Origin of the sequence: Mesorhizobium yinganensis (assembly GCF_040081985.1) — a bacterium.
Classification (GTDB): Bacteria; Pseudomonadota; Alphaproteobacteria; order Rhizobiales; family Rhizobiaceae; genus Kumtagia; species Kumtagia yinganensis.
This window is the reverse complement of sequence record NZ_JBEBMH010000019.1, coordinates 80,198-101,205: the sequence shown is the minus strand read 5'-3', so window position 1 is coordinate 101,205 and position 21,008 is coordinate 80,198. Positions and strand designations below refer to the sequence as shown.

The 21,008-nt window shown below is 60.7% G+C and carries 13 protein-coding genes and 1 pseudogene; 2 read left to right on the top strand and 12 right to left on the bottom strand.

What is annotated here, in order from left to right:
- Positions 1-93: 93 nt before the first annotated feature.
- Positions 94-1,205, bottom strand: a protein-coding gene (locus ABMA59_RS26380) for an IS3 family transposase (protein WP_349008357.1) whose coding sequence is annotated in 2 segments (ribosomal slippage) — positions 94-950 and positions 950-1,205 — 1,113 coding nt in all. Because the reading frame shifts where the segments join, the coding sequence is not laid out codon by codon here.
- A 33-nt stretch (positions 1,206-1,238) separates the two neighbouring features.
- A complete protein-coding gene (locus ABMA59_RS26375; RefSeq protein ID WP_349008356.1) occupies positions 1,239-1,739 on the bottom strand; it encodes a hypothetical protein in 501 nt (166 codons plus the stop codon).
- Between the two features lie 194 nt (positions 1,740-1,933).
- Here ABMA59_RS26375 and ABMA59_RS26370 point away from each other — a divergent pair, with 194 nt between their 5' ends.
- On the top strand, positions 1,934-3,550 hold the full coding sequence (locus ABMA59_RS26370) for a DUF4403 family protein (protein WP_349008355.1): 1,617 nt from the start codon (positions 1,934-1,936) through the stop codon (positions 3,548-3,550).
- A 98-nt stretch (positions 3,551-3,648) separates the two neighbouring features.
- Here ABMA59_RS26370 and ABMA59_RS26365 read toward each other — a convergent pair whose 3' ends face one another.
- Entirely contained in the window at positions 3,649-3,993 is a 345-nt protein-coding gene (locus ABMA59_RS26365; protein WP_349008354.1) for a hypothetical protein, read from the bottom strand.
- Entirely contained in the window at positions 3,990-5,108 is a 1,119-nt protein-coding gene (locus tag ABMA59_RS26360; RefSeq protein ID WP_349008353.1) for an IS5 family transposase, read from the bottom strand. The genes ABMA59_RS26365 and ABMA59_RS26360 overlap by 4 nt, the downstream gene beginning before the upstream one ends.
- Before the next feature lie 416 nt (positions 5,109-5,524).
- Here ABMA59_RS26360 and ABMA59_RS26355 point away from each other — a divergent pair, with 416 nt between their 5' ends.
- Positions 5,525-8,500: a Tn3 family transposase gene (locus tag ABMA59_RS26355; protein ID WP_349008352.1), complete on the top strand. Its 2,976-nt coding sequence runs from the start codon at positions 5,525-5,527 to the stop codon at positions 8,498-8,500.
- Positions 8,501-8,616: 116 nt separating this feature from the next.
- Here ABMA59_RS26355 and ltrA read toward each other — a convergent pair whose 3' ends face one another.
- The 8 genes and pseudogenes from ltrA to ABMA59_RS26315 all read right to left on the bottom strand — a co-directional run bounded on the left by ltrA (position 8,617) and on the right by ABMA59_RS26315 (position 20,975).
- Entirely contained in the window at positions 8,617-10,092 is a 1,476-nt protein-coding gene (gene ltrA, locus ABMA59_RS26350; protein ID WP_349008351.1) for a group II intron reverse transcriptase/maturase, read from the bottom strand.
- Between the two features lie 424 nt (positions 10,093-10,516).
- A pseudogene (locus ABMA59_RS26345) lies at positions 10,517-10,694 on the bottom strand (IS66 family transposase); the annotation flags it as partial.
- A gap of 329 nt (positions 10,695-11,023) precedes the next feature.
- Positions 11,024-12,439 carry a hypothetical protein gene (locus ABMA59_RS26340; protein WP_349008350.1) on the bottom strand — a complete coding sequence of 472 codons (1,416 nt, stop codon included), beginning with the start codon at positions 12,437-12,439 and terminating at the stop codon, positions 11,024-11,026.
- Complete coding sequence (locus ABMA59_RS26335; RefSeq protein ID WP_349008349.1) at positions 12,436-12,807, bottom strand: hypothetical protein; 372 nt, start codon at positions 12,805-12,807, stop codon at positions 12,436-12,438. Before ABMA59_RS26335 ends, ABMA59_RS26340 begins: the two co-directional genes overlap by 4 nt.
- A gap of 1,316 nt (positions 12,808-14,123) precedes the next feature.
- Complete coding sequence (locus ABMA59_RS26330; protein WP_349008348.1) at positions 14,124-17,213, bottom strand: helicase-related protein; 3,090 nt, start codon at positions 17,211-17,213, stop codon at positions 14,124-14,126.
- The gene (locus ABMA59_RS26325) at positions 17,210-19,060 is read right to left on the bottom strand and encodes a phospholipase D family protein (protein WP_349008347.1); all 1,851 of its coding nucleotides are present in this window, start codon (positions 19,058-19,060) and stop codon (positions 17,210-17,212) included. Before ABMA59_RS26325 ends, ABMA59_RS26330 begins: the two co-directional genes overlap by 4 nt.
- A complete protein-coding gene (locus ABMA59_RS26320; RefSeq protein WP_349008346.1) occupies positions 19,057-20,286 on the bottom strand; it encodes a DUF6361 family protein in 1,230 nt (409 codons plus the stop codon). The genes ABMA59_RS26325 and ABMA59_RS26320 overlap by 4 nt, the downstream gene beginning before the upstream one ends.
- 95 nt (positions 20,287-20,381) lie before the next feature.
- Complete coding sequence (locus ABMA59_RS26315) at positions 20,382-20,975, bottom strand: DUF6088 family protein (RefSeq protein ID WP_349008345.1); 594 nt, start codon at positions 20,973-20,975, stop codon at positions 20,382-20,384.
- Positions 20,976-21,008: the final 33 nt, after the last annotated feature.

Here is a 21,008-nt window from a genome sequence, read left to right as displayed (position 1 = left end):
GCGTCGTGAAAGCTGCGGCGTGGCGCTGAGCCGCGAAACACATAGAACTGTTCGAACTCAACGGGAGTGACGTGCTCCCTGTTTTGTCCGCGCCTATAAGTTAGCCCTGTTGACGTTGTGGTCCGATCTGGACCGGGTTGCAAATTCGTTCGGGGTGAGCCCGTCGAGGCTCGTGTGCGGGCGGTTCACATTGTAGTCGATCCTCCATTCTTCGATGCTGCCTCGGGCGTGCCGATAGCTGGTGAAGAGCCGCTCGTTGAGGCACTCGTCGCGCAGCCGACCGTTGAAGCTCTCCACGAAGCCGTTCTGCATCGGCTTGCCCGGCGCGATGTAGTGCCACTCGACATGCCGGTCTTCCTGCCACGCGAGGATGGCATTCGAGGTCAGCTCGGTGCCGTTATCCGACACGATCATGCAGGGGTAGCCGCGATGCTCGGCGATGATGTCGAGTTCGCGGGCGACACGTTCGCCCGAGATCGAGTTGTCGACGACGGTGGCCAGGCATTCCCGGCTGAAGTCGTCAATGACGCACAGGATCCGGAAGCGGCGGCCGTCGGTGAGCGTGTCCGAGACGAAGTCGAGGCTCCAGCGCTGGTTGGCATCCTGCGGTATCGCCATCGGTGCTCTCGTGCCGAGCGCACGCTTGCGGCCGCCGCGCTTGCGCACCGTCAGCCGCTCCTCGCGATAGAGCCGGTAGAGCTTCTTCCAGTTCACTGCCACGCCTTCGCGCTTCAGCAGCAGGTGCAGCCGGCGATAGCCGAAGCGTCGGCGCTCGGCCGCCAGTTCCCGCAGCCGCTTTCGCAAACCGGCATCATCTGGTCGCGACGGACCGTAGCGGTAAACCCGCGGTTCCATGCCGACGAGCCCGCAGCCCCGACGCTGCGAATAGCCCTTGTTCTCGATCGCCCAGGTCACGGCGGTCCTCCTCGACCCAGGCGTCAGAAGTTTTTTCCGAGCATCTCGCGCAAGGTCGAGACGTCGAGCATGGCGTCGGCCAGCAAGCGCTTCAGCTTGCCGTTCTCCTCCTCAAGGCTCTTCAGCCGCTTCGCCTCCGATACGTCCATGCCGCCATACTTCGAGCGCCACTTGTAAAACGTCGCGTCACTCACACCGTATTTGCGGCAAAGCTCCGTCGCCGAAAGCCCCGCCTGGTGCTCCTTCAAAATGCCGATGATCTGTTCGTCGGAAAATCTCGATCGCTTCATTGCCTGTCTCCTCATCCGGACAACAGGCTAAGCTCAAAGCGAGGACATTTCAGGGGAGCACGTCAGGAGCTGGCCGGTTGGATGAAAGTCCCAATCGGGAAAGCGGGGCCTGTCAAAGAATACATCGTCCCAAGAATTCCGCTTTTCCGCGCGATCCCTCTTCCGTTTCCAGGCTTCTTCCTTGGCCCGCTCAGTCTTAGTCAGAACGCGCTTCTCCCGCCTGATTGATTCTGCAATCGAGAACCCGGCGGTCTCAGCTTCCAATTTAAACATCGCCAAGCCTCCGCCGGCGACGAGCTCAAAGCCCTGGAGCGAGGCCGCCCGGACAATCCGCGGCAGGGCTACAGCAAGACGGTCGATCGAAGACACCGCCACTTCGCACTTGATAAGCCCGGTACCGTCAGCGGCAACGATCCCTATATCGGATGGCTTTGCCTTTCCGAGCTTCGCGATTGTCCGCTCAACAACCGGGTGCGCTGCGGCAGCTTCGCTGCCATCGCTTTCGGATGCCAGGATACGGGCCTGTTCACGCACACTCGCTAGCGCAGCGGATTCACGGCTGAGGTCCGCATTGGCAATGCCAACGTATTGACAGCCGCCGCGAAAGAAATCAAAAGTAGATGGCAGTTGTTAACTTTACAACCTAGCCGGCGTTCTTCTTGCATTCACTGTACACATGCATCGCGAACGGGCCATTCGAGCGCGCGCTTGGCACGAAGGAGGCATCGGTGAGACGAAGCGCCATGGTCATTATTGATGGCGTTCTGGGGTCCCTCTCGCTGTCTGCGTGCGATGGCACAAGTCTTTTTACTCCACCAGTGCGCGGAGGGCAGAATGCTCCGGTGCCGGCTGTGGCCGACAGCCTGATGACGCTTAGCGCTACAGTCACATACGATGTCTTGTCCAAGCTCGGCGCCACCAAGATCCCCAACACATTTGGTTTCGACGGCAATGGACAGATTTGCGCTCCGATCCCGGGCATTCAGACGCATCAGCAGTGCGCGAATGTTCCCTATTGCGATTTTCGAGGGTGTGGGACGCAACGTCAATGCATCAATCTACCCAGCTCAATTGGAATGTCGAACGTTTGTTCAGGCTATTCTTGGCATGTCGACGTAACGAAACAGGGCCCTCTCGCTGTATCGCAATCGGGTTCCGCGCTCCACGTGTCTCAGGGCGCACACGTATCTGGAAAAGCCGGACTTGGGGGCACTCTAGCGCAGATGCTCTCGCTTAATGGCAAAGGTTTCGCGGTGGACGTCAACCCGGCATTCGATTTGCAAGCGACTTTAGGGCCAGATTGGTGTCCAGTCATTTCGCTGCAAGCCTCAGGAAAATGGGTCAACAACGCGTCGGTGGAGATTATCGGCAAGAATTGCATCGGTCTCGATCTGGGCATTCTTGGCCATCCGCAAGCCTGCGCGGGGCCTGTGAACCTTGGCTTAGCGGACGAACTCAATCGAGAACTCGACAAACACCGCGCAGAGATCCCGAAGGCAGCGCAAACAGCGATCCCTTGCGATACGATAAAGCCGAAGATTGCGAGCCAGTGGCGGCCCTATGCCATAAAGATCGAAAGAGACAAGCTACCCGCAGTCTACCTGAATGTAATTCCCAAATCGGCGGCTTTCTCAGGGGTTGTGCCGGAGCAGCACCGCCTTCGCATTGCTGTCGGTGTGGGCGCGCAGACGGTGCTCGCCGCCAGCCCAGTCGACACCGCAACGATCCCCCTACCGTCGCTCGGCCAAAATAACGCTGAAAGTGGCAATATTCAGATTAATATCCAGGCCGTCGCCTCTTACGATTTGCTAAAACAGCAGTTGGCTCAAGCCATCCGTAATCAACACTTCGAAAAAGATGTACCTGGCGGGAAAGTCGAGGTTCGTGTCACGGATGTGGACGTCTATCCAAGCTCGGATTCCATCGCCTTGGGCTTGGAGGTTGACGCGAGGACGCCCGGCCGTTGGTTCGATACGACCGGTTGGGTCTATTTGTCAGGAAAGCCGGTCGTTGCGAAGAATGGAAAAGCCGTCGCCATTCAGGATATTCGCTTTGCCAGCGTCATCGACAATTCCTTCTGGTCAGTCGCCTCCTCCTTGTTTCAAGATCAGATTCTGAAAGCTCTCAATGAGCACGCAACATTTGACCTGACCAAAGAGATTGACAAGGCGTCAGCAGAAATCACTGAGGGCATTGCCAAAACCAACCTACCTGGCCTGAAACTCGAGGCTGGCACGCCTAACGTGTCGCTCGACGGCATCTATCCGACCGCGGATAACCTCGTCGTGGTGGCCAAACTTTTGATGCCTCTTGCCGCGGAAGTTACGGAGGAACTGTTCAAGTGATTATTAGGTCGCCTCTTCCGTTACCGGACATTGCGAGCCGTCTCCACTTGGCCGTCGAAGGAATATCAAACTAAGCGCTGCCAAGGCCATACAGCCGCCTAGCAGGCTGTTGAAGAAGTATCCCGTTTGGCTTTGAGGATGGCTTCGTCGCCGTTGTGATAGGTGAAGGTGACCTCGATCGAGCCGTCGTCGAGCAATTCGGCAGAACCGTCCCCATTGATTTCGTTCCCCTCGTCGGAGCCGGCCCAGGTGAAGAAGACCATGGACGGGCCGTATCCGAGATCGAGACTGGCCTCCAAGGCGCCAAAGGCGATCTCGCCATGATTGTCGGCGCCGATAGTGATCGCGGCGGGCCCAACGAGGTTGAGATAGCCACGATCCCACAGGTCGGCCTCGACGATCCGCCAGCGGCCGATCAGTTGGCAGCCTGCTGGCGCGGTCATGGCGACACTGCCAACAGCTTCGGCAACCGCACCAGATTGTAGGTGGCAGCGCTGAAGGTGAAGGCCCATCCGACACGGTCACATCCCCTGAACTTGGTCTTCTGCTGCCCGGCGACCGTCTTGATCCAGCCGAACGCCTCTTCGATCCGCTTGCGGATGCGCTGGCTGATGACATAGCCGCTATGTCGCGTCGTGCGCCTGTCGATCGCCGAACGGCGGCCGTTTGTGTTCTGCGCTATGTGCGGCGTTACCTTCATCGAACGCAGCTCGTTGACGAAGTCCTCCGCGTCGTAGGCCTTGTCGCCGCCGAGCGTTATCGCCTGCGGCCGGTCGGCGTGCGGCTCGATCATGTGAAGTGCCGCCACCCGTTCGGCATGCCCGTCGGCCACAGTCAGGCAGGCATCGACCAGCAAGCCATGCCGGTTCTCCATCAGCCCGTGTCCCATGAAGCACAGCTTCGCCTCCTTGCCTTGCCCCTTGCGGTAGAGCCTGGCATCGGGATCGGTGGTCGAAGCATGCGTATCGTTCGACCGCTTCTGGCCGCGGAAATCCACTTCAGTGTTACGCCCGCCGCTCTCTGCCGGCGGTTCGCTGGGGCCATTCCCTGAGTTGTCGCCCGAAGACGAGTTCTTCGGCTTGACGCTCTTCATCGAGGCCCAAGCCTCGATCAACGTGCCGTCGACCGAGAAGTGATCCGTGGACAGAAGCTTCTTCACTTTGGGTTGTGCCAACACCGCAGCCAGGAACATCGCCGCGATATTACCCGCAAGCAGCCGGTCGCGGTTCTTCGAGAACACCGAATGGTCCCACGCCGCATCATCGACACCGATGCCGACGAACCAGCGGAACAGAAGGTCGTATTCCAGCCGTTCCATCAAAAGCCGCTCCGAACGGACCGAATAGAACGCCTGCAGCAACATAGCCCTCAGCAGCTTCTCCGGCGGAATCGACGGCCGTCCGATCGGCGAGTACAACGCAGCGAACTCCCGCTCCAACGTCGAAAGTGCCTCGTTCACGATCGTCCGGATCGCCCGGAGCGGATGATCGCGCCGAACCCGCGCCTCGAGATCGACATAGCTGAACAGTTCGCCACTTCGTTCGTCTTCGCCGCGCACCCATCACCTCCGAATCCCTTCGGAACCAATGAATCACCCTTGCGGTCCGGTGACGAGCGCGTTTTTCAACGGCCTGCTAGACGCATAAACCTGCCTTGTGTGGTTTCATCATAAAAACTTCCCGGATGTTAGCCACATGGAAAGAATTGTCACGAAGAACAGGGGCAAACCAGATACTGAAAGAAAGTTGTTTTGGACGATCGTCTTTTTGGTGGGGTGGTTTGAGCGACGTACTGCCGAAGAAGGGGTCAGAACAAGAGCTGTTCCCACAGACACGCTAAGGCCGAACGAAGCGTGAACTCGCTTCACAGATCTGTAGAAGAACGCTTCGGCCGGTTGCAACCTTCCGATTGATCTCCGACCACTCGTGCCCTTGGGAAGTCTGTCCCTTATTGGCGGGCAACGGGAGAGCGTGAGTGGGCAGAAGAAAGCTGATCAGTCCGACGGAGGCAAGAACGCTTCTCGGGCTGGCGACGGACGAGGACGATATCATCCGACACTACACGCTCGATCCTGTTGATCGCTTGGAATGTGAGATACGTCGGCGGCCACACAACAAACTGGGTTTCGCCGTTCAGCTCTGCGTCATGCGGCAGACGGGACGGCTCTTGGGGCAAGATGAGCAACCGCCCACTGCGACCGTGAACTACGTGGCGGATCAGCTTGGCATCGACGCGCGCGGTTATGCCATCTATGCCCAGCGAACGCAGACCCGCTTTGACCACAGTCGGTTCCTGACGGAATATCTTGGTCTGCATGTTGCCGACAAGGATGATCGGCGCGCCGCTCTTGTTGCAGCGGTCGAGACCGCAGCTGCTGGCGACCAAGGGAACCCGATTGCGGCGGCAATTATTGCCGAGTTCCGGAAGCGAAAGGCCCTCCTTCCTTCGCTACATTCGATTGAGAAGATCGGGCTTGCTGGCCGCGCCATAGCTCGCCGGCGCGCGGAGACGGCGCTGATCAAGGATATCGCGCCCGAGACGCTGGATGCACTCGATAGGCTGCTTGAAGTTGATCCGGCGATCGCACAGACACGCTTCCATTGGCTGCGCTCGGCGGCTGAGGCGCCGGGAGCCTCGAACCTGGTCGGGTTGACTGATCGGATTGCCTTCCTGCGAACACTCGGCATCGATCCCGGTTTGCAGTCTCGCGTTCCTTCCGGGCGGTGGGATCAGATGATCCGAGAGGGCGATGCTACTCCCGCCTGGCTCGCCAACGACTTCAATGCCAGCCGCCGGCACGCGCTGATCGTTGCGCAAATCATCAAGCTCGGCCAGAAGCTCACCGACGATGCGGTCACGGTGTTCATCAAGCTGATCGGCCGGCTGTTCGCCCAGGCCCATAGCCGGAAGAAACAACGACATGTGGACTCCCGGGCAGAAACCTCCAAAGCTTTGCGGCTATTCCTCGATACGATATCTGCCTTGCAGTCGGCAAACGACTGCGGCCAAGACGCACTCGAGGTACTCGACCGCGAGGTTGGCTGGCATCGCCTGCTGCGCATAAAGCCCGAGCTCGCCGCAATGGTCGATGATAGTGAAGCCTCGCCGTTGATCCTCGCGGCCGAGCAGTATGGGACGGTCAATAAGTACGCGGGTGCGTTCCTGCAGACATTCACATTCCACTCGGCGCGCCGGCACGATCCACTGTTGGCCGCGATTGCAATGCTGAAAAGACTCTACTCGGAGGGGCGTCGTGCACTCCCAGAGCGCGTCCCAATAACCCATCTCGGCCAGGCTGAGCGAAAGCTGATCTTCGGAAAGGAGAAGTCCGATCGCCGGCTGTACGAGATTGCGACCCTCGGCGTCCTCCGCGAGCGCCTTCGTTCAGGCGATGTCTGGGTTGAAGGCAGCCGTTCATTCCGACCGATCGCTGACCATCTCATGCCTCGGCCAGCGTTTATTGCCATGAAGGAGCAGGACAGGCTTGGGCTGGGCGTCCATAGCGATGGCGCTGCTTGGTTGAACGAAGCGAGCCAGGTCCTGGACTTCAATCTCAAGCGACTCTCTTATCGCGCCCGCGCCGGAAAGCTGGAAGGTGTTCGCCTTGAAGCTGGAACGCTGATCGTTACACACGCTGCCAACGATGTTCCTGCCGCTGCCGAGGATCTGAACGCTGAGATCAGCGAGATGTATCCGCTGGTAGAGGTTCCGGATTTGCTCAGGGAAGCGCACGAGTGGACCGGCTTCGCCGATCAGTTCACCCATGTCCGCACGGGAGATACGCCGTCGAACGTCTCTGTGATGCTTGCAGGTGTACTCGCGGATGCGACCAATCTCGGTCCGAAGCGCATGGCCAGCGCATCGAAAGGCATCAGCGCCCACCAGATCGGTTGGATACGCACATTCCACGCCCGATCCGAAACCTATCGAGCGGCACAGGCATGCATTACTGACGCGCACACGCTTCATCCCCATTCCCGCGTCTGGGGAAATGGAACGACCTCGTCATCCGACGGGCAGTTCTTTCGCGCAAGCGATCGGGCCGCAAAGCGCAGCGACATCAATCTGCACTATGGCAGCAAGCCGGGCTCAAAATTCTACAGCCACCTTTCCGACCAGTATGGTTACTTCAGCATCCTGCCGATCAGCCCGACCGAGAGTGAAGCGGCGTATGTACTCGATGGTCTTTTCGACCAGGACACGATTCTTGAGATCGAAGAGCATTTTACCGATACCGGTGGCGCCAGTGATCATGTCTTCGGATTGTTCGCCCTGATCGGCAAGCGCTTCGCGCCGCGACTGCGCAACCTCAAGGATCGAAAGTTCCACACATTCGAGAAAGGCGATACCTACCCAGCTCTGAGGAACCATGTTGGTGCGCCGATCAATGCGGCCCTCATCCTCGATCATTGGGACGATTTGCTCCATTTGGCAGCGTCGATAACAACGCGCTCCGTCGTCCCTTCGACGATTCTCAAGAAGCTCGCGGCATCTCCCAGGGCAAGTCAGTTGGCCAAGGCGCTGCGCGAACTCGGCCGGATCGAGCGATCCTTGTTCATGATCGAATGGTATTCGAGCCCGGCTCTGCGTCGGCGCTGCCAGGCTGGCCTGAACAAGGGCGAGGCAGCGCATAAGCTGAAGCGTGCCGTGTTCTTCCACGAGCGCGGCGAAATCCGCGACCGCTCCTTTGAGAGCCAGGCATTCCGCGCGTCCGGTCTCAACCTCGTCGTCAGCGCCATCGTCTACTGGAACACCATCTATCTCAGCCGCGCTGTCAGCCATTTGCAGCGGCAGGGCCGAAATATCCCTGACATGTTGCTCAAACACGTCTCGCCGCTCAGCTGGGAGCACATCAACCTCACCGGTATCTATTCCTGGGATACGGAGCACCAGATGCCGGAAGGCTTCAGGTCGCTCCGATTTCCAAGACACATCCGAAGAGCGGCGTGACGTTCCCGCTCCGTTCGACCTTAGCGTGTCTGTGGGAACAGCTATCGCGGTAGGGATGCCCATTGCTGAGCACCCCCCGCACAGATCCGGACGGGCGGAATTCCCGCATCCGGCTCCTACCTTAGGTGTTTGACGGCAAAGCGTACACGCGGCCAGGGGTGAAGGATGCGCGGTCGGGGGAGCCAGTCATTGGCCAGCTGTATCATTCGCTCCCAAATCAAGCGATGTCTCTGGCTCCGTCGCCGAAGCGTCTGGGCCCAGAGGCGGATGATGTGGTCGCGAAAGGCACCGAGCGACCGGAAGTTGGTCGGTACGGCGTGATACGCATAATAGCCAGCAAGCACCTGCTTCAGCCATCGTCCCTGCTGGGGGATGGGCCAATGCATGCGCCGTCGCAGCTCGTTCTTGATTTCCTTCAGCTTCGCCGTCCTGCGGTCCCTCCGGCTTTTCCGGAGGATCTGGAACCGGCCCTGCCGGGTCCTCCCACAGATGTGGGTGAAGCCAAGGAAGTTGAACGTCTCCGGCTTGCCAAGTCCTTTCCTGCGGCGGGCCTGTGCCGCATAGCGGCCAAACTCGATCAGTCGGGTCTTGTCCGGGTGGAGCTGCAACGCGAACTCCTGCAACCGGTCACGCATCATGTTCAGGAAGAGTCGGGCATCGGCCTCGTGTTGGAAGCCAACCACGATGTCGTCCGCGTAGCGTACGATGATCGTGTCGCCGGTAGCCTCGCGCCGTCGCCAGCGGTCGGCCCACAGATCGAAGACGTAGTGTAGGTAGATATTGGCAAGCAGCGGCGAAATCACCGAACCTTGCCCGGTTCCCCTTTCACTAACCGTGACGATCCCGTCCTCCAGAACCCCCGCCTTGAGCCATTTGCGGATCAGACGGATGATGCGCTTGTCGCCGATGCGATGCTCCACAAAACGGATCAGCCAATCTTGGCTGACGCCGTCGAAAAAGCTCGCAATGTCGGCGTCTAGAATGTAGCTCACCTTCCGCGTTTCGATCCCGACAAAGAGGGCGTCCAGCGCATCATGCTGGCCGCGCTCCGGCCGGAACCCGTAGCTGAACCCGAGGAAGTCCTCCTCGTAGATTTGGTTCAGCACCGCCGCCGTCGCCCTCTGGACGATCTTGTCTTCAAGGGCGGCAATAGCAAGCGGTCGCTGCCGTCCGTCTGGCTTCGGAATATACGTCCGCCGTGACGGCAGGGCACGATATCCTCCCCGTTGAACCCGACCGTGCAGGTCCGCGATCCGCTGATCGAGGTCTGCTTCGTAGGTTCGCCACGTCTGCCCGTCCACGCCGGGGGCCGCGTCACGCTTGAGTGCGTAGAACGCCGTCCTCAGCATCTCTGGATTGATGTGGTGGAAGAGCGTGGTGAACTTCTCCTTCTTCCTTTGCCTTGCAGCTTGCCGTATGCGATCCAGCGCATGGGACACACTTTCCCGGTCCTGTGCCCGGCGCGTGCTTTGCTGATCCGCATTCCCCTCGGTTCCGGCCCTTCGCTCCTCCTGCTCCGCCACCGGCAGGCCGGCTTTGTTCGCAGGGTTCTTCGCTACTATGGCAGGATCTGACTCCTCGGGATCGTTCATCACCGGCTTCGGCTCCTCGCCTTCCCGATGCGGACCAGTCGTGACACGCCACGCTGGCCGATCCCGAGGCCTCCCGGTTCCCGTGCAAGGAGCGTCCGTACATGCCAGGGTCTCAGACCACGTCGGGTTGAGCCGGCCCTCGCGATGTCGCGCCGGTTCATGTTGCCTTCCGCATACAAGATGAGCGTCGGCACCCGAGAAGCGTCAATTTCGTGATTCAATGGCTGGCCTACACGCTCCCCTGTCAACGCTTCACGAGCGGCCTCACGGCCGACCGCGCATGACTCGGGGCCAATGTGGATCGCTACTCCTTCATTGCGATGGACTTGCACCATCTACTCCTTACCGGTCTCCCGGCGCACCTTGTTCCGACCCCTAAGCCGCACCACCTTCAGCCCGACTGACCGTAGCAGGCCGCGGATCAGGTGAGCTCCATCTGGTCGTGCAGGCGGGCTGAGCGTTCAGAACTCTGACGATGCAACGCCCACTGAAGCCGTCAGATCCTGATGGGCGATCAGCGCCGCATCATCCGATGCCTTGGCCCTGGCGACCGTCAGTTCGGCCTCGACCAGGATAGCGCGTGGGGCCTCGTCTTTTCCGCGCCCGCCCGCACTCGACGCGAAAATGCTCCAATGGGAAGGCCGGTCCAGGACGCGCATTCCCATCGGATCGATGAACGCCACCGCTACTGCTTTCGACGGCCGAGATGTAGAATCCATGTTCAGCTTCGACTGCACGTCCGCAATCGGCGATGCCCGCATCGACGCCCTCGATCGCCGCGGCATTGGTGCAGTTCTTGAGGATTTCGAACCGAAGCCCGCAACGAGCCGACCCCTTTTTGATGATCGCCCAGCCAGAGCCGTCCTTCTTCCGCCCGGCTCCACCAACAGTGCGCTCCCGCCGTTGCGCATGACGCCCCGGGGCCTGCGAACTAGCCGGAAGCTTGCTCGGCCGTCTCCCTCCCACTAACGGCGTTCCTGTAAGCGATGTCCAGCTTGTCGCGGATGATGAAGTTATCCTTCGTCACCTCATAAACCTCGGCAATGAGGCCGAACGCCACTACATCTCTTTGATCAGGTTCCTCTCTGAGCTTTGCCTCCAACTGGAACTTCAAATTGCCAAGATATTGGCAAAGCTTATCAGGAGAGCCGATCAGCATCCATCGCAGTACCTGCTCCACGAAGGCTTGTGTCATATTGAATTCGATGCTGCCATACAAGATTCGGCGTACCGTGTTTGATAGTTTTTCCGCCGGTAGCATCGACTCTTTACGGAAAAGGTCGCCGATTCTTGCAAGTTGCAGGGTCATCGAGGTGAAGACGTACTTGACTTCGCGCGACGTGTCGTGGGTAGCCAACGCCTCCAGAAGTTGATCGAGCCGAGCGGATGCGGAAGGATGTGTGATTGCGTCCTCGGCCTCGCCCAGCTCTTCCAGGCGAACCGCAACATAGAGGAAGAAAAATGCACCGACTAAACCTGCCATCTTTTCGATCTCGCCGATCGGGGCGTTAAGGATGGTGTTGATGGCGAACCGATCGGCCTGGAACTCGCTTGATATCGATTGCGCGGGATCGTTCACCAAGCGAGGGTCGTGATCGTGATTAACATGACCAAGTTCGTGCAGAACAAGGAAGTTGGTTGCAAACAGCGAAAGATGGGAGCCCACTTCAAGTGGATGTCCAAACATCCCGGCGCTCAGCGGCATCGGACCGCACTTTTCGCGAAACCAGGAGATCTCGGCGGCCCCAATATCAGTGTAGCTGCGGAAGGTTCGCTCGGCGTCGTATGCGAGATCGGACACTTCATCCTTGACGCGCTTGTTGATAGCTGCCTTGACGCGAACGGAGCGAATTTTCCGGATGAGCCACCAATTCGGCAAGCCCGTGGATTCCGAGAAGCCCCTCGCCATCGTTTCTCGAAAGACAAGATCCGTCATAGCTCCGAACATTTCTGCGAGTGATCGCAAGAACGTGTGAGCACCGAGCGGAAAGGTGAGGACGTAGCCCGTGCGCAGTTTGTAATAGTCGCCGTTAAAACGGGCCTCGCTGGTGGTTCCGATAGCCAACTGATTTTCGGATCGAACCAAACACTTCAGGTTTGGGTATCGTCGCTTGAGGGCTTCATATTGCTGCTTCGGCCAGTTGAGGCGTTTTAACGATTCGAAAATAGCACCGGGATCGTCAGTTCTGATTCCCATCCGTCCGAGTTGCTTTTTCAGTACCCAAGGCATTTCCTGTCCGAGCGGCCGCGCGGGGCCGCGGTTCGCGATGATACGGAGAATGTCCGAGTTGAAGCCTCCCCTGTGAGACAGGAGTTTCAAAACCTCTTCTGGGGTCTTGTCGATCAAGCCGGGGATCCGGTCGATGGAGGAGGGTTCGATTTGCAGATCGAATCGATACCGGATTTGAAGACAATGTACGCGACCGCAGCGGCAACCGCCGGGATAGCGGAGATCGTGCCAGCCACAACCATAGGGAACATGATTGGTATGATTGCGGCCGCGATCTCCTGTGTGTTCTGTGCCACGCCGCGCAAGAACGGACAGAGCTTGTCTTTGAACGAAGGGTCTTCGAGTAGTCTCGTCCCCTCGTTCAGCGCGTTTCTCTCGACGGTGGGGATGCGGGTTTCTGGAAGCCCCTGATATGAGGAAAACTCAGCTGCTTCGATGAGTGGAATGTAACTGATCGCCTGCTTCTGATATGTCTCAAAGTCCATGGCGAGCCTCCCGTTTCATGTAAGGGTCGAGCGTAGATCGAACTGCGATCGCCTGTCTAGATTGATACGTGCGACAGGTTGCATTAATTACTCTAGCCTATGCCAGAATAACATTTAACGCTGCGATCAACGACCAGGCTATTATCTCCAGACATAACTTGTATCCCCGTTTCGACGGTAGGCCAAAGCCCATCCCTATCAAGGTGCGGCGCGAGATTTATTCGCCGCTATCCCCTTACAACTGAGGAGCGCTCGATTTGGGCGACTCTCTTTGCGATGTGCATCAAGGGAGCCGGATGTGGTGCGTGCAGTCGTCAATCCCATCGACCATGACGCTCCCTGTGCATTATTCGGACAGGATTCACGACAGCCGCTAACGATCATGGGCGAGCGGTCAATTGGAACGGCATGATGCCATCGGCGTCGAGTTCAATGCTATCTGACAAGAAAGGGGAAGCTGCGAAAGCAACTCGGGATCGAACGTCATTCCGCGCCTCAGCGGCCGAGGCCTGCCGTATCGCCGGCGAGATCGTAGCGCGGCTCGCGGTGGTCGCGCGGATAAGGGCACGGCTGGCTCAGGCTCGCGACTGAAGGTCGAGTTGGTGGGCGGCGCGCAAGCTCCGTGACAAAGAAGGGCGAGAGATGCCGAGTCCGGCGAGATAGCGGACGTCGTGACGCTCCGCGTGACCAAGGGCGTCGTGCAGGTGATCCTCCACCATTGCAAGTACTCCAGCGCCGAGACGGCTGGGCGCGCGTCAAGGATCTTTACGAAGTCTGCGGTCAGGCCCAGAAGTCCGCCCTGTGGCGAGATCGTCCCGATCGCATGTTTACGCATATGCTGAGGCGGGAGGTGTTACGTCTCGAGAAGGGCAAGAGTTCCCGTTTAAACTGGGAACCGCAGCCTTCCTCAAGAAGCTGAAAGCGAGTTGGCAGGACTACCGTTACGAATTCGATGTGCGGATCATTCAGCCTGGTTTGTCGCATGCGGCCGTAACGGAAGAAGGGCTAAATCTCCTGGCGAGCATGGAGACCTAACGCGCGCTATGCGACTGAAGGTGATCGCCAGCTCCTGACTGATAGACGAAAGGAGCCTTCTCTGCGAGCATAGCGGCGGTCGGGAGTTGATGAAGCTCGCCGCGCAAGCCGGAAACACCCACCATTACGCTCCGTGCGGCTGGTGCTAGCATCGTCATCCTTTCCGCAAGCAGCTCCGCTACGCACGATTCCGCGCAATTTCTGGGCAGTACGGCGTTGGAGGGGGATTCGCGCAAGATACACAAGCTCCGAGCATGACACTTATTGTCCGAGGATTTGGATCACCCGGCTTCCTCGGGAAGACGTGACAGCGACGCCCCCTGGCAGTCCGACGCCGCCAGTTCGGATGCCTGACGTAGCCCCATAGCGGAGAGATCCAGCACAAGCGGACTCAGCAATGAGCGGGTCGCCTCGCCGCCGCGCGCAAGAATTTCAATGAAGTCCTCCTGATTGGGCTGGCCCAACGTCAGCCGGTAGATCATTCGTTGCTCGCGAAGTTGGGCGAAGCGGCTCATGTCTTGGCCAAATGGGCGCTCGAAGACGTGGCGCCTGATATCGGCATTCTCAAGCACCCACCAAGGTCGAAGGCCGCTCGCATCAACCAGCTTCTCCGCCTGGCGCTGCAGGCGATGCCAAGGGGAGCCGCCCGACACAACCGCGTGTCTAAGTGCTTCTACGCGCAACATGGTCGAAAGTCGCCGTCTCACCGCCAGCCCGGCATAGCGCTGAACGCGGCCTTCGCGCTGCTCAAGGTCGAGCGGGTTGGAGGACAGATCCCAATGTACGACATGCGAACACCAGGGATGGAAATCCAGACCCTCCTGTCCGACCGAGGTCGTTGCCAGGACGTGCGGCCAGAACGGCGTGTTGAAGCTCCGGCGGACTTCGTCCGGCCGTGCTGGCGCGGATGGCGCGAGTGCTCCATGTACCTTGCCCGCCGGCTCTGCCTCGGCGTCGCCGAACGGAACAGCGACATGGGAACGGACCGGGATCTTGTGCGCTGGCCCGCCAACGCTGTGAAAGCTGAAGCTACCCGCCCGCAGGCCCAGCGAAGATTGCAAATCCTTGGCGAGGCCTGAGGCACCCTCTGGAAGATTCTGCGCGCGAAGCCAGAAATGCTCGTCGAGCGCACTTTCGAAACCGCCATCGATAACGGCGCCCATCACCTGATCGACAGCGTTCTTGCCCGGCAGCGACGACAAGATCACCGGATTATCGAGATAGGCGCGCAAGCCGTGCCAGCTCAAATGGACGAGCTCGCCATAGCGCGCCGGATCAAGGATCGTCGGGTCATGCCGCAGCAGCGCCCGGCCGAGGGCCACGCCGGGCGCACCAATGGCATAGTCGACGAGGTCATCGAGTTCGGCCGGCGAGAGGCGCTCGATCGCTAGCGTCTGTCGCCACCTACGGATAGCGGACCGGGCTGCGCGATCCTCACCGACGGCGCTGCTCCACGCGGAGGCAGACTGTTCCGAAAGCCCGGCCGCCCGTTCGATCGCGGCCAAGGTCCGGCCGATGGATCGGTGCCGTCGACGGGCCTTCACCGTGTCCTTCTCGATGATCCCCTTGGGAAGGGCCGCCAGAATCTGCCGCCTGACCTGCTTACGGATGCCACCGAGCGTCTCTCCCGCTTTCATCAGAGGATCCGTATATCGGACCAGCCATGGCGACGGATGAAAGGCGACCATGACGGGCCCGGGAACGGCTGCGAGTTTGAAGCGACGCCGCCGATAGGCTTTCTCATAGCCGCCGCGCTCTCGGGGAAGGCATGATGCTTCGACGCCGAAACTCAGGAGCGCTGCCACGCTCGGCGGAGTCGCCCGAAAGCGGCTGAACATCAGCAGTTTCGGGTCTGCCGCCACGCTCTTCCAGCCACCGGCAAGCGGCCACCACGGCAGGGATGGCGCGACCCAAGGCAGGGATAAAAGTTTCGCCGGCGCTACGGCGCAGAGCGCCCTGAGTTTCGCGTCAGGCCACATCGCTGGCGCATCCAGCTTGTTGCGGCGCTCCCGTGTCATCTTCGTGAGCTTCGGCGCGGCCTTGATGGTCGCGCGCTTCCATGCCGCGTACCGAGGCCCCAGGGATTGGGCCGGCAGCGGGACCGACGACCAATAGGGCAGCGCTTCGTATCGCACATCCTCGGGAAAGCTGTCCGCCAGATGTCGATAGACTTGAAAGTCCTCGGCTATCGGCTCTGCTGCGAGGAATTGCGTTCCGGCCAGCGGATCGCCCGAGGCGACGCTGTCCCGCTCGGTCCTGGATATGACCGGTGTCAGCAGTGCACGGAGAGCATCCCTGAGTCCGGCAGCCTCGGAGATCTCGATTTCCAGGCTGGGATCGGTCGTCTCCGCATGCACCGCAATGTTCCGCAACTTGTCGCCGAAATCAGAAAACAAAGTCTTTGCGCGGTCACGGACATCGCGGCCGGCGAGGAACCCGATCAACTCAAGCAACTCGGCGTGCGCCAGTACGCCCTGGGCTTCCTCCCATCGCGTACTGAGCAGCCGGTAGGGTGTCGCGCTGAGCAGCAGGATCGCTGGCCGAGCCACTGACCCGTGCGGCTCCAGCAGCGCCTCGAGCAGCGGATCCGCGTCCTTCTCGTCCAACAGCTTCCTGTAGCGTTGAAACTCATCAAGGATGACCAAGTCGGGTGGTTGGTGGCGCAGCGTCGCCAGCGCCAGGGCGCGACGCAGGTGGCCGACAAAGGTGGTCGGCTTGAGCGGCTTTATCTTCCGTTCCTCGTCTCCCCGCAGGGCTTGCTCGAGCCCTTCGCGCACGGGGTCTCCGAATTCAGCCGCCAGCGCCTCCCGAAACCTCCGTGTCAGATGTGGCGGCGCCTCCTCGAGTTTCCTCTCGGCATCCTCAACCAGCCAATCCCAGGAACCTCCGACGCTCAGGCGCAATATGGTCGGATCGAGGTCGCGGGCGAACGCGGGGTAAGCCCGATCCAGCAGCACCTTTATGAAAGCCCGTTCCTCTTTTCTTCCGCCGGTCAGGCGAGCACGCGCACCGGGGAAGGACGTCGCCGGCGTCAATGCGTAGATCCGAACCGGCTTATCGGGCCGTTTCGAGACCGCGATCAGGGAAAGCCGATCCGGAGTCGCAACAGCGGCCTCGCGTTCCGGCTCGTTCAGGAAACTGACGACGCGCCTCTTATTCTGATGGGAGACCGAATGGCCATTGGCGATGTAGTAGATAACGAGAGGCCGTTGGCCGCCCTCCGACATTCGACGCGCAACTTCCTTCGCGACGACCGTCTTTCCCAGACCGACTTCATCGGCCACCAGAAAGCGTCGGCGCCCGCCCAGATCGGCAAAGGCCGAGAGCGCGGCATCGACGGCTGCTTCTTGGAAAGGCTTGGGGGCGCTCACCGACGCTTCCCCTTGCGTTCTTCGCCGAGGCCGATCCGGAGCTTGCCCCACAGCTCCTCGAAGCGCCGCAGCATCGCAGCGGTTTGCGGGTCTTCCTGGCCGGCCTGTTCCAGCACAGCCGGCAGGTATTTGGAAACGCGGCGTTCGATTTCGCGAAACTTGTTCCGATCGCGCGACCAGGCCGCGAGCATCTCCTCCAGCGTCGGCAACGCGGAATCCAACGCTGGATTTGCACCGGGAGCTGCACGATCCTGTTGCTTCTCAATCGCCCAATCATCCTCCCCGTCGCGGCCGTCACCAGCCAGCAGTCCGGCCAGCCAGAGAAGAAAGCCCCTCGCTCCCAGAAATCGCACGAAGGCCGCACGATCGCGCTCTTCGCCGAAAGGCGGATCGGCCGGCGCGCGCTGCAGCCAGGAGAGTCCCTTCTCGCCAAGGCTGACACGCAAGCGCACGAACTCGCTTCGTTCGGCAGGAAGCGTCGGCCCAAGCGGCACCGTCGTCTGTCGCCGCGGCCATGCTTTGAGCTCGCCGTGCAAGGCGCCGACTTCGAGCAGGATGTCTGCTTCCTCAGGATGCGATCCATCGGGATATAGATCGGAACGATGGACAAGACGGATCTCATTCCCGTCGATGCTGAGCGTGCTCGCCCATCGCGCTGCGACCTGCGCCCGAGCTCGCTCGAGCGCTTCTTCTTCCAGCGCCGCCGCGTCCGGTTGATATTCGGTGTCCGGCGCCTCGACGATCCGCGCCGAGTCGAGCAACGCCTTCAGACCTTTCTCCAGAGCTTCAGTGACATGCAGCTCGGCTGTGACCTCGGCGTTGCGGCCCGTCCACGCCCGCATGGTGGCGTTGGCGCTTCCGAGCCATAAGGTCCGCTTCCGTCCCGCGCGCACGAGCAGCAATTTGGCATGGAGGCCTCGGCCGATCTCTTCCTCCTCATCATTCGCAGTATCTGCCTCGGATGCCGAGACAGCGTGCGCCTGCTTCGGCTCCGGATCGCCGATAGGATAGTCCGGCGCATCCAGCGCCAGCAAATCGTCGAACGAGGAGAGCGACGGGCCGATCCGCTCGATCTCGCGCATGGTCGTTAGCAGCACACGCTTTGCCGGCGTCGGCCCCTTCGATACTTGTCCGGCCAGGAAGTTCTTGTCGATGAACGGGCTCACGACGACGATTTCATCGACCCCCGCCGGTGGGACTGGAGCTTGCAGGCCTCCTATCCCAGTGGACCAGCGAATCCGCTCGACGCGCACGCCGGCGGGCGCGCGCCACGGGATCTTCGTAACCGCGGTAGCGAGGGAAGCAGGCCGGACTCCCTTCAGCTCGGCACGCTCAGCCAGCGCGCGCGCCAGATCACCTGCCCCTGAGATCAGGCCTCCGCCACTCTCTCCCGAAACAAGCAGGAGTCCGATGTCACGGTTGACGCACTCGGTAAGATTTCGGCTTCCGATCCAGAGCCGCCAGCCGATTTCGCCGCCTTCGCTCCGAGTCCGTACCAGCGCCGCCTTGGGATGCCAGCTATGGGTGGCTTCGTCGAAATCGACTTCCCGCACGAATTGGTCCAGCACCGCCGCGATACGTGGCGTTCGCCGCATCTTCGCAAGCCGGCCACGCTGGATGATGATCCGCACCTTGCCGCGCAGGCGTTCAACGGCATCGGCGAAATCGGACGGGCTGCCTCGCCCTCCATCATTGTCCTTGCCCGCGAGGGCGAGCAAGGCCGCGCCGATCGATCCAAGGTCCGCCGAATAAGACGCTAGCAACGCCAATTCGACGTTCTCGTCAAGACCGGGACGCAGGCCTTCCAGAAACGAAAGAGCTGGCCAACTGTCGACCGCGCCGCTCATTCGGCATCCGCCAGATCATCGAGAAGCGTACTGACCTGCTGCCACCGGTAATGCAGGAGCCCGGCCAAGCCATGCTCGTCGCTCGACCATTCGAGTCGCCGAGCCCGCCCATTGGGGGTCGGTGCAAGCCGCGCGCGCGGTCCCTTGCGCGCCTCGGCTGCGGAATAGACGTCGGAAAGCGCGACAGGATTCCCCGATCCCGCAGCGATCCAGTCCCGCGTCGCCGTCACTACTGCAAGCAATTTCGCCGGCAGAGACCCAATGTCCGCTTCGAGCGCTGCTATGTCGAGCCCGGCTGCGATTGGACCCTTTTCCGCGAGGATAACCTCCAGATGCTCGCGGTGACGAGCCGAGATTTCCCGCTTGTCGTTGATCTCGATGATCCGCTCCAGCAGCGCGTCGTAGACGGCGCGGCCGATGCCCGCGAGACTAGCGGCCTGCCGCGCACGGACGAGCGGGCCCTCATCGGCACCGGCGATGGCGTATGTTTCGTCGGCCCACATCTCGGCAGGAGCTGCAGCCTCGGTTCTGACCAGCCTTGCCAGCAGTGACAGTTCACGGCCGCCATTGCCACGGAGCTGCGCCAGCCGCTCACGCAAAAACTCGGCCTCCGTCTCCTTCAGGCGAAGCGTGATGTGTCCGCTCTGCCAATTGCTCGGACGATCGGGAAGCGGTACGAAAGGTGGCTCGAAGCTCAGGAGAGGCTGACCATCATCGTCGGTGGGCGAGTCGACGGTCTTCAGCAAACGGTGCACCTGTCCTCGGGAAATCGTCCGACCGTCCAGTCGCGGACGCAAGATCCCCCAAACTGCAAGCGCGTTCCAATAGACGGTGGACGGCGGTTGACTTGAGGGATTTGGAAAGACACGGCCGCCGATCACCTGGGCTTCGCCCGCGTCTTTCAGCCGTCCTGCGAGCAGTCTCTCGCGTTCACGCAAGGCGCGCTGCGCGGCCGGTCCGATCATGCCCGCGAGATCCTCGAACAGCCAGGGCACGAACAGCGCGTAGCGCGCGCGGGTATGCAAGACCGACGTACCGGGAAAGAAGTGGTCGGCGTATCGCTGGTGTATCGTCAGGAAGCCGATCTCGTCGCGCACGCCCATGGACTCTTCGTCCATCTGCGCCTTCGCGCGAGCGAGCGATTCACGCGAGAGATAGGTCCAGCCAAGCGCAGGTTCGATAGCCGGTGCGCGACTTGTTCGGGATCGTTTCGCCTCCTGTCGCAACGCCTCAGCTCCGGAACCAGGACAGCGGCGCCGCGGTCAACTTGTCGCCGAAAGGCACGAGATCCGCGAACTCAATCCCGGCGAGCTGGAAAGCATCAGCCATGCGCAACCTTCCCGACGCTGCGCGCCAGCCATGTCGGAAGCTGCGGTGCCGCTGCGACCAACTCGTTGAATGCAGCGGGTGCAAGCTTCCGCTTTAAGGACTGCAGGGCTGTCTCGGCCCCGTCGGGTCCTAACCACGCAAGGGCTCGTATCGGCTCGCCCACGGGCCGCTGAGCCAGCGCGAGTTGCCATCGTGGCGCGTGGCGAAGCTCGACGATCTGCTTTCCAAGTCTCATCTTCCTGGAGCGCCCCGACGTCAGATAGACCGACCGGGCCGGCACCTGAGTGGTAAGCCCAAGACGGTTAGCGGCGGCCGCACCGCTCGAGACGATGACCTCACCGCGCTGGGCAGCGATCGCCTCCACCGCTAGCTCCACGGACGGAGCTCTCGCACCGAACCGAATCGTAACGGACAGCAGGTACACACCCCGTCCAGCCCGAAGCAGTTGCCCCGCTCGGCAAAGGCGCAACAGAGCCTGATCCACCGCCGCCCGGTTTCCCAGATGGAGCACGCTCTTGGCCGCGACCGGCGTGCCTTCAGGCAGCCCTTTCGCGTGCGCAAGAATCTGTTCGGTCAAGCGTTGCATGGCCATCCCCCTGTCAGAAATAAGCGCAGATTT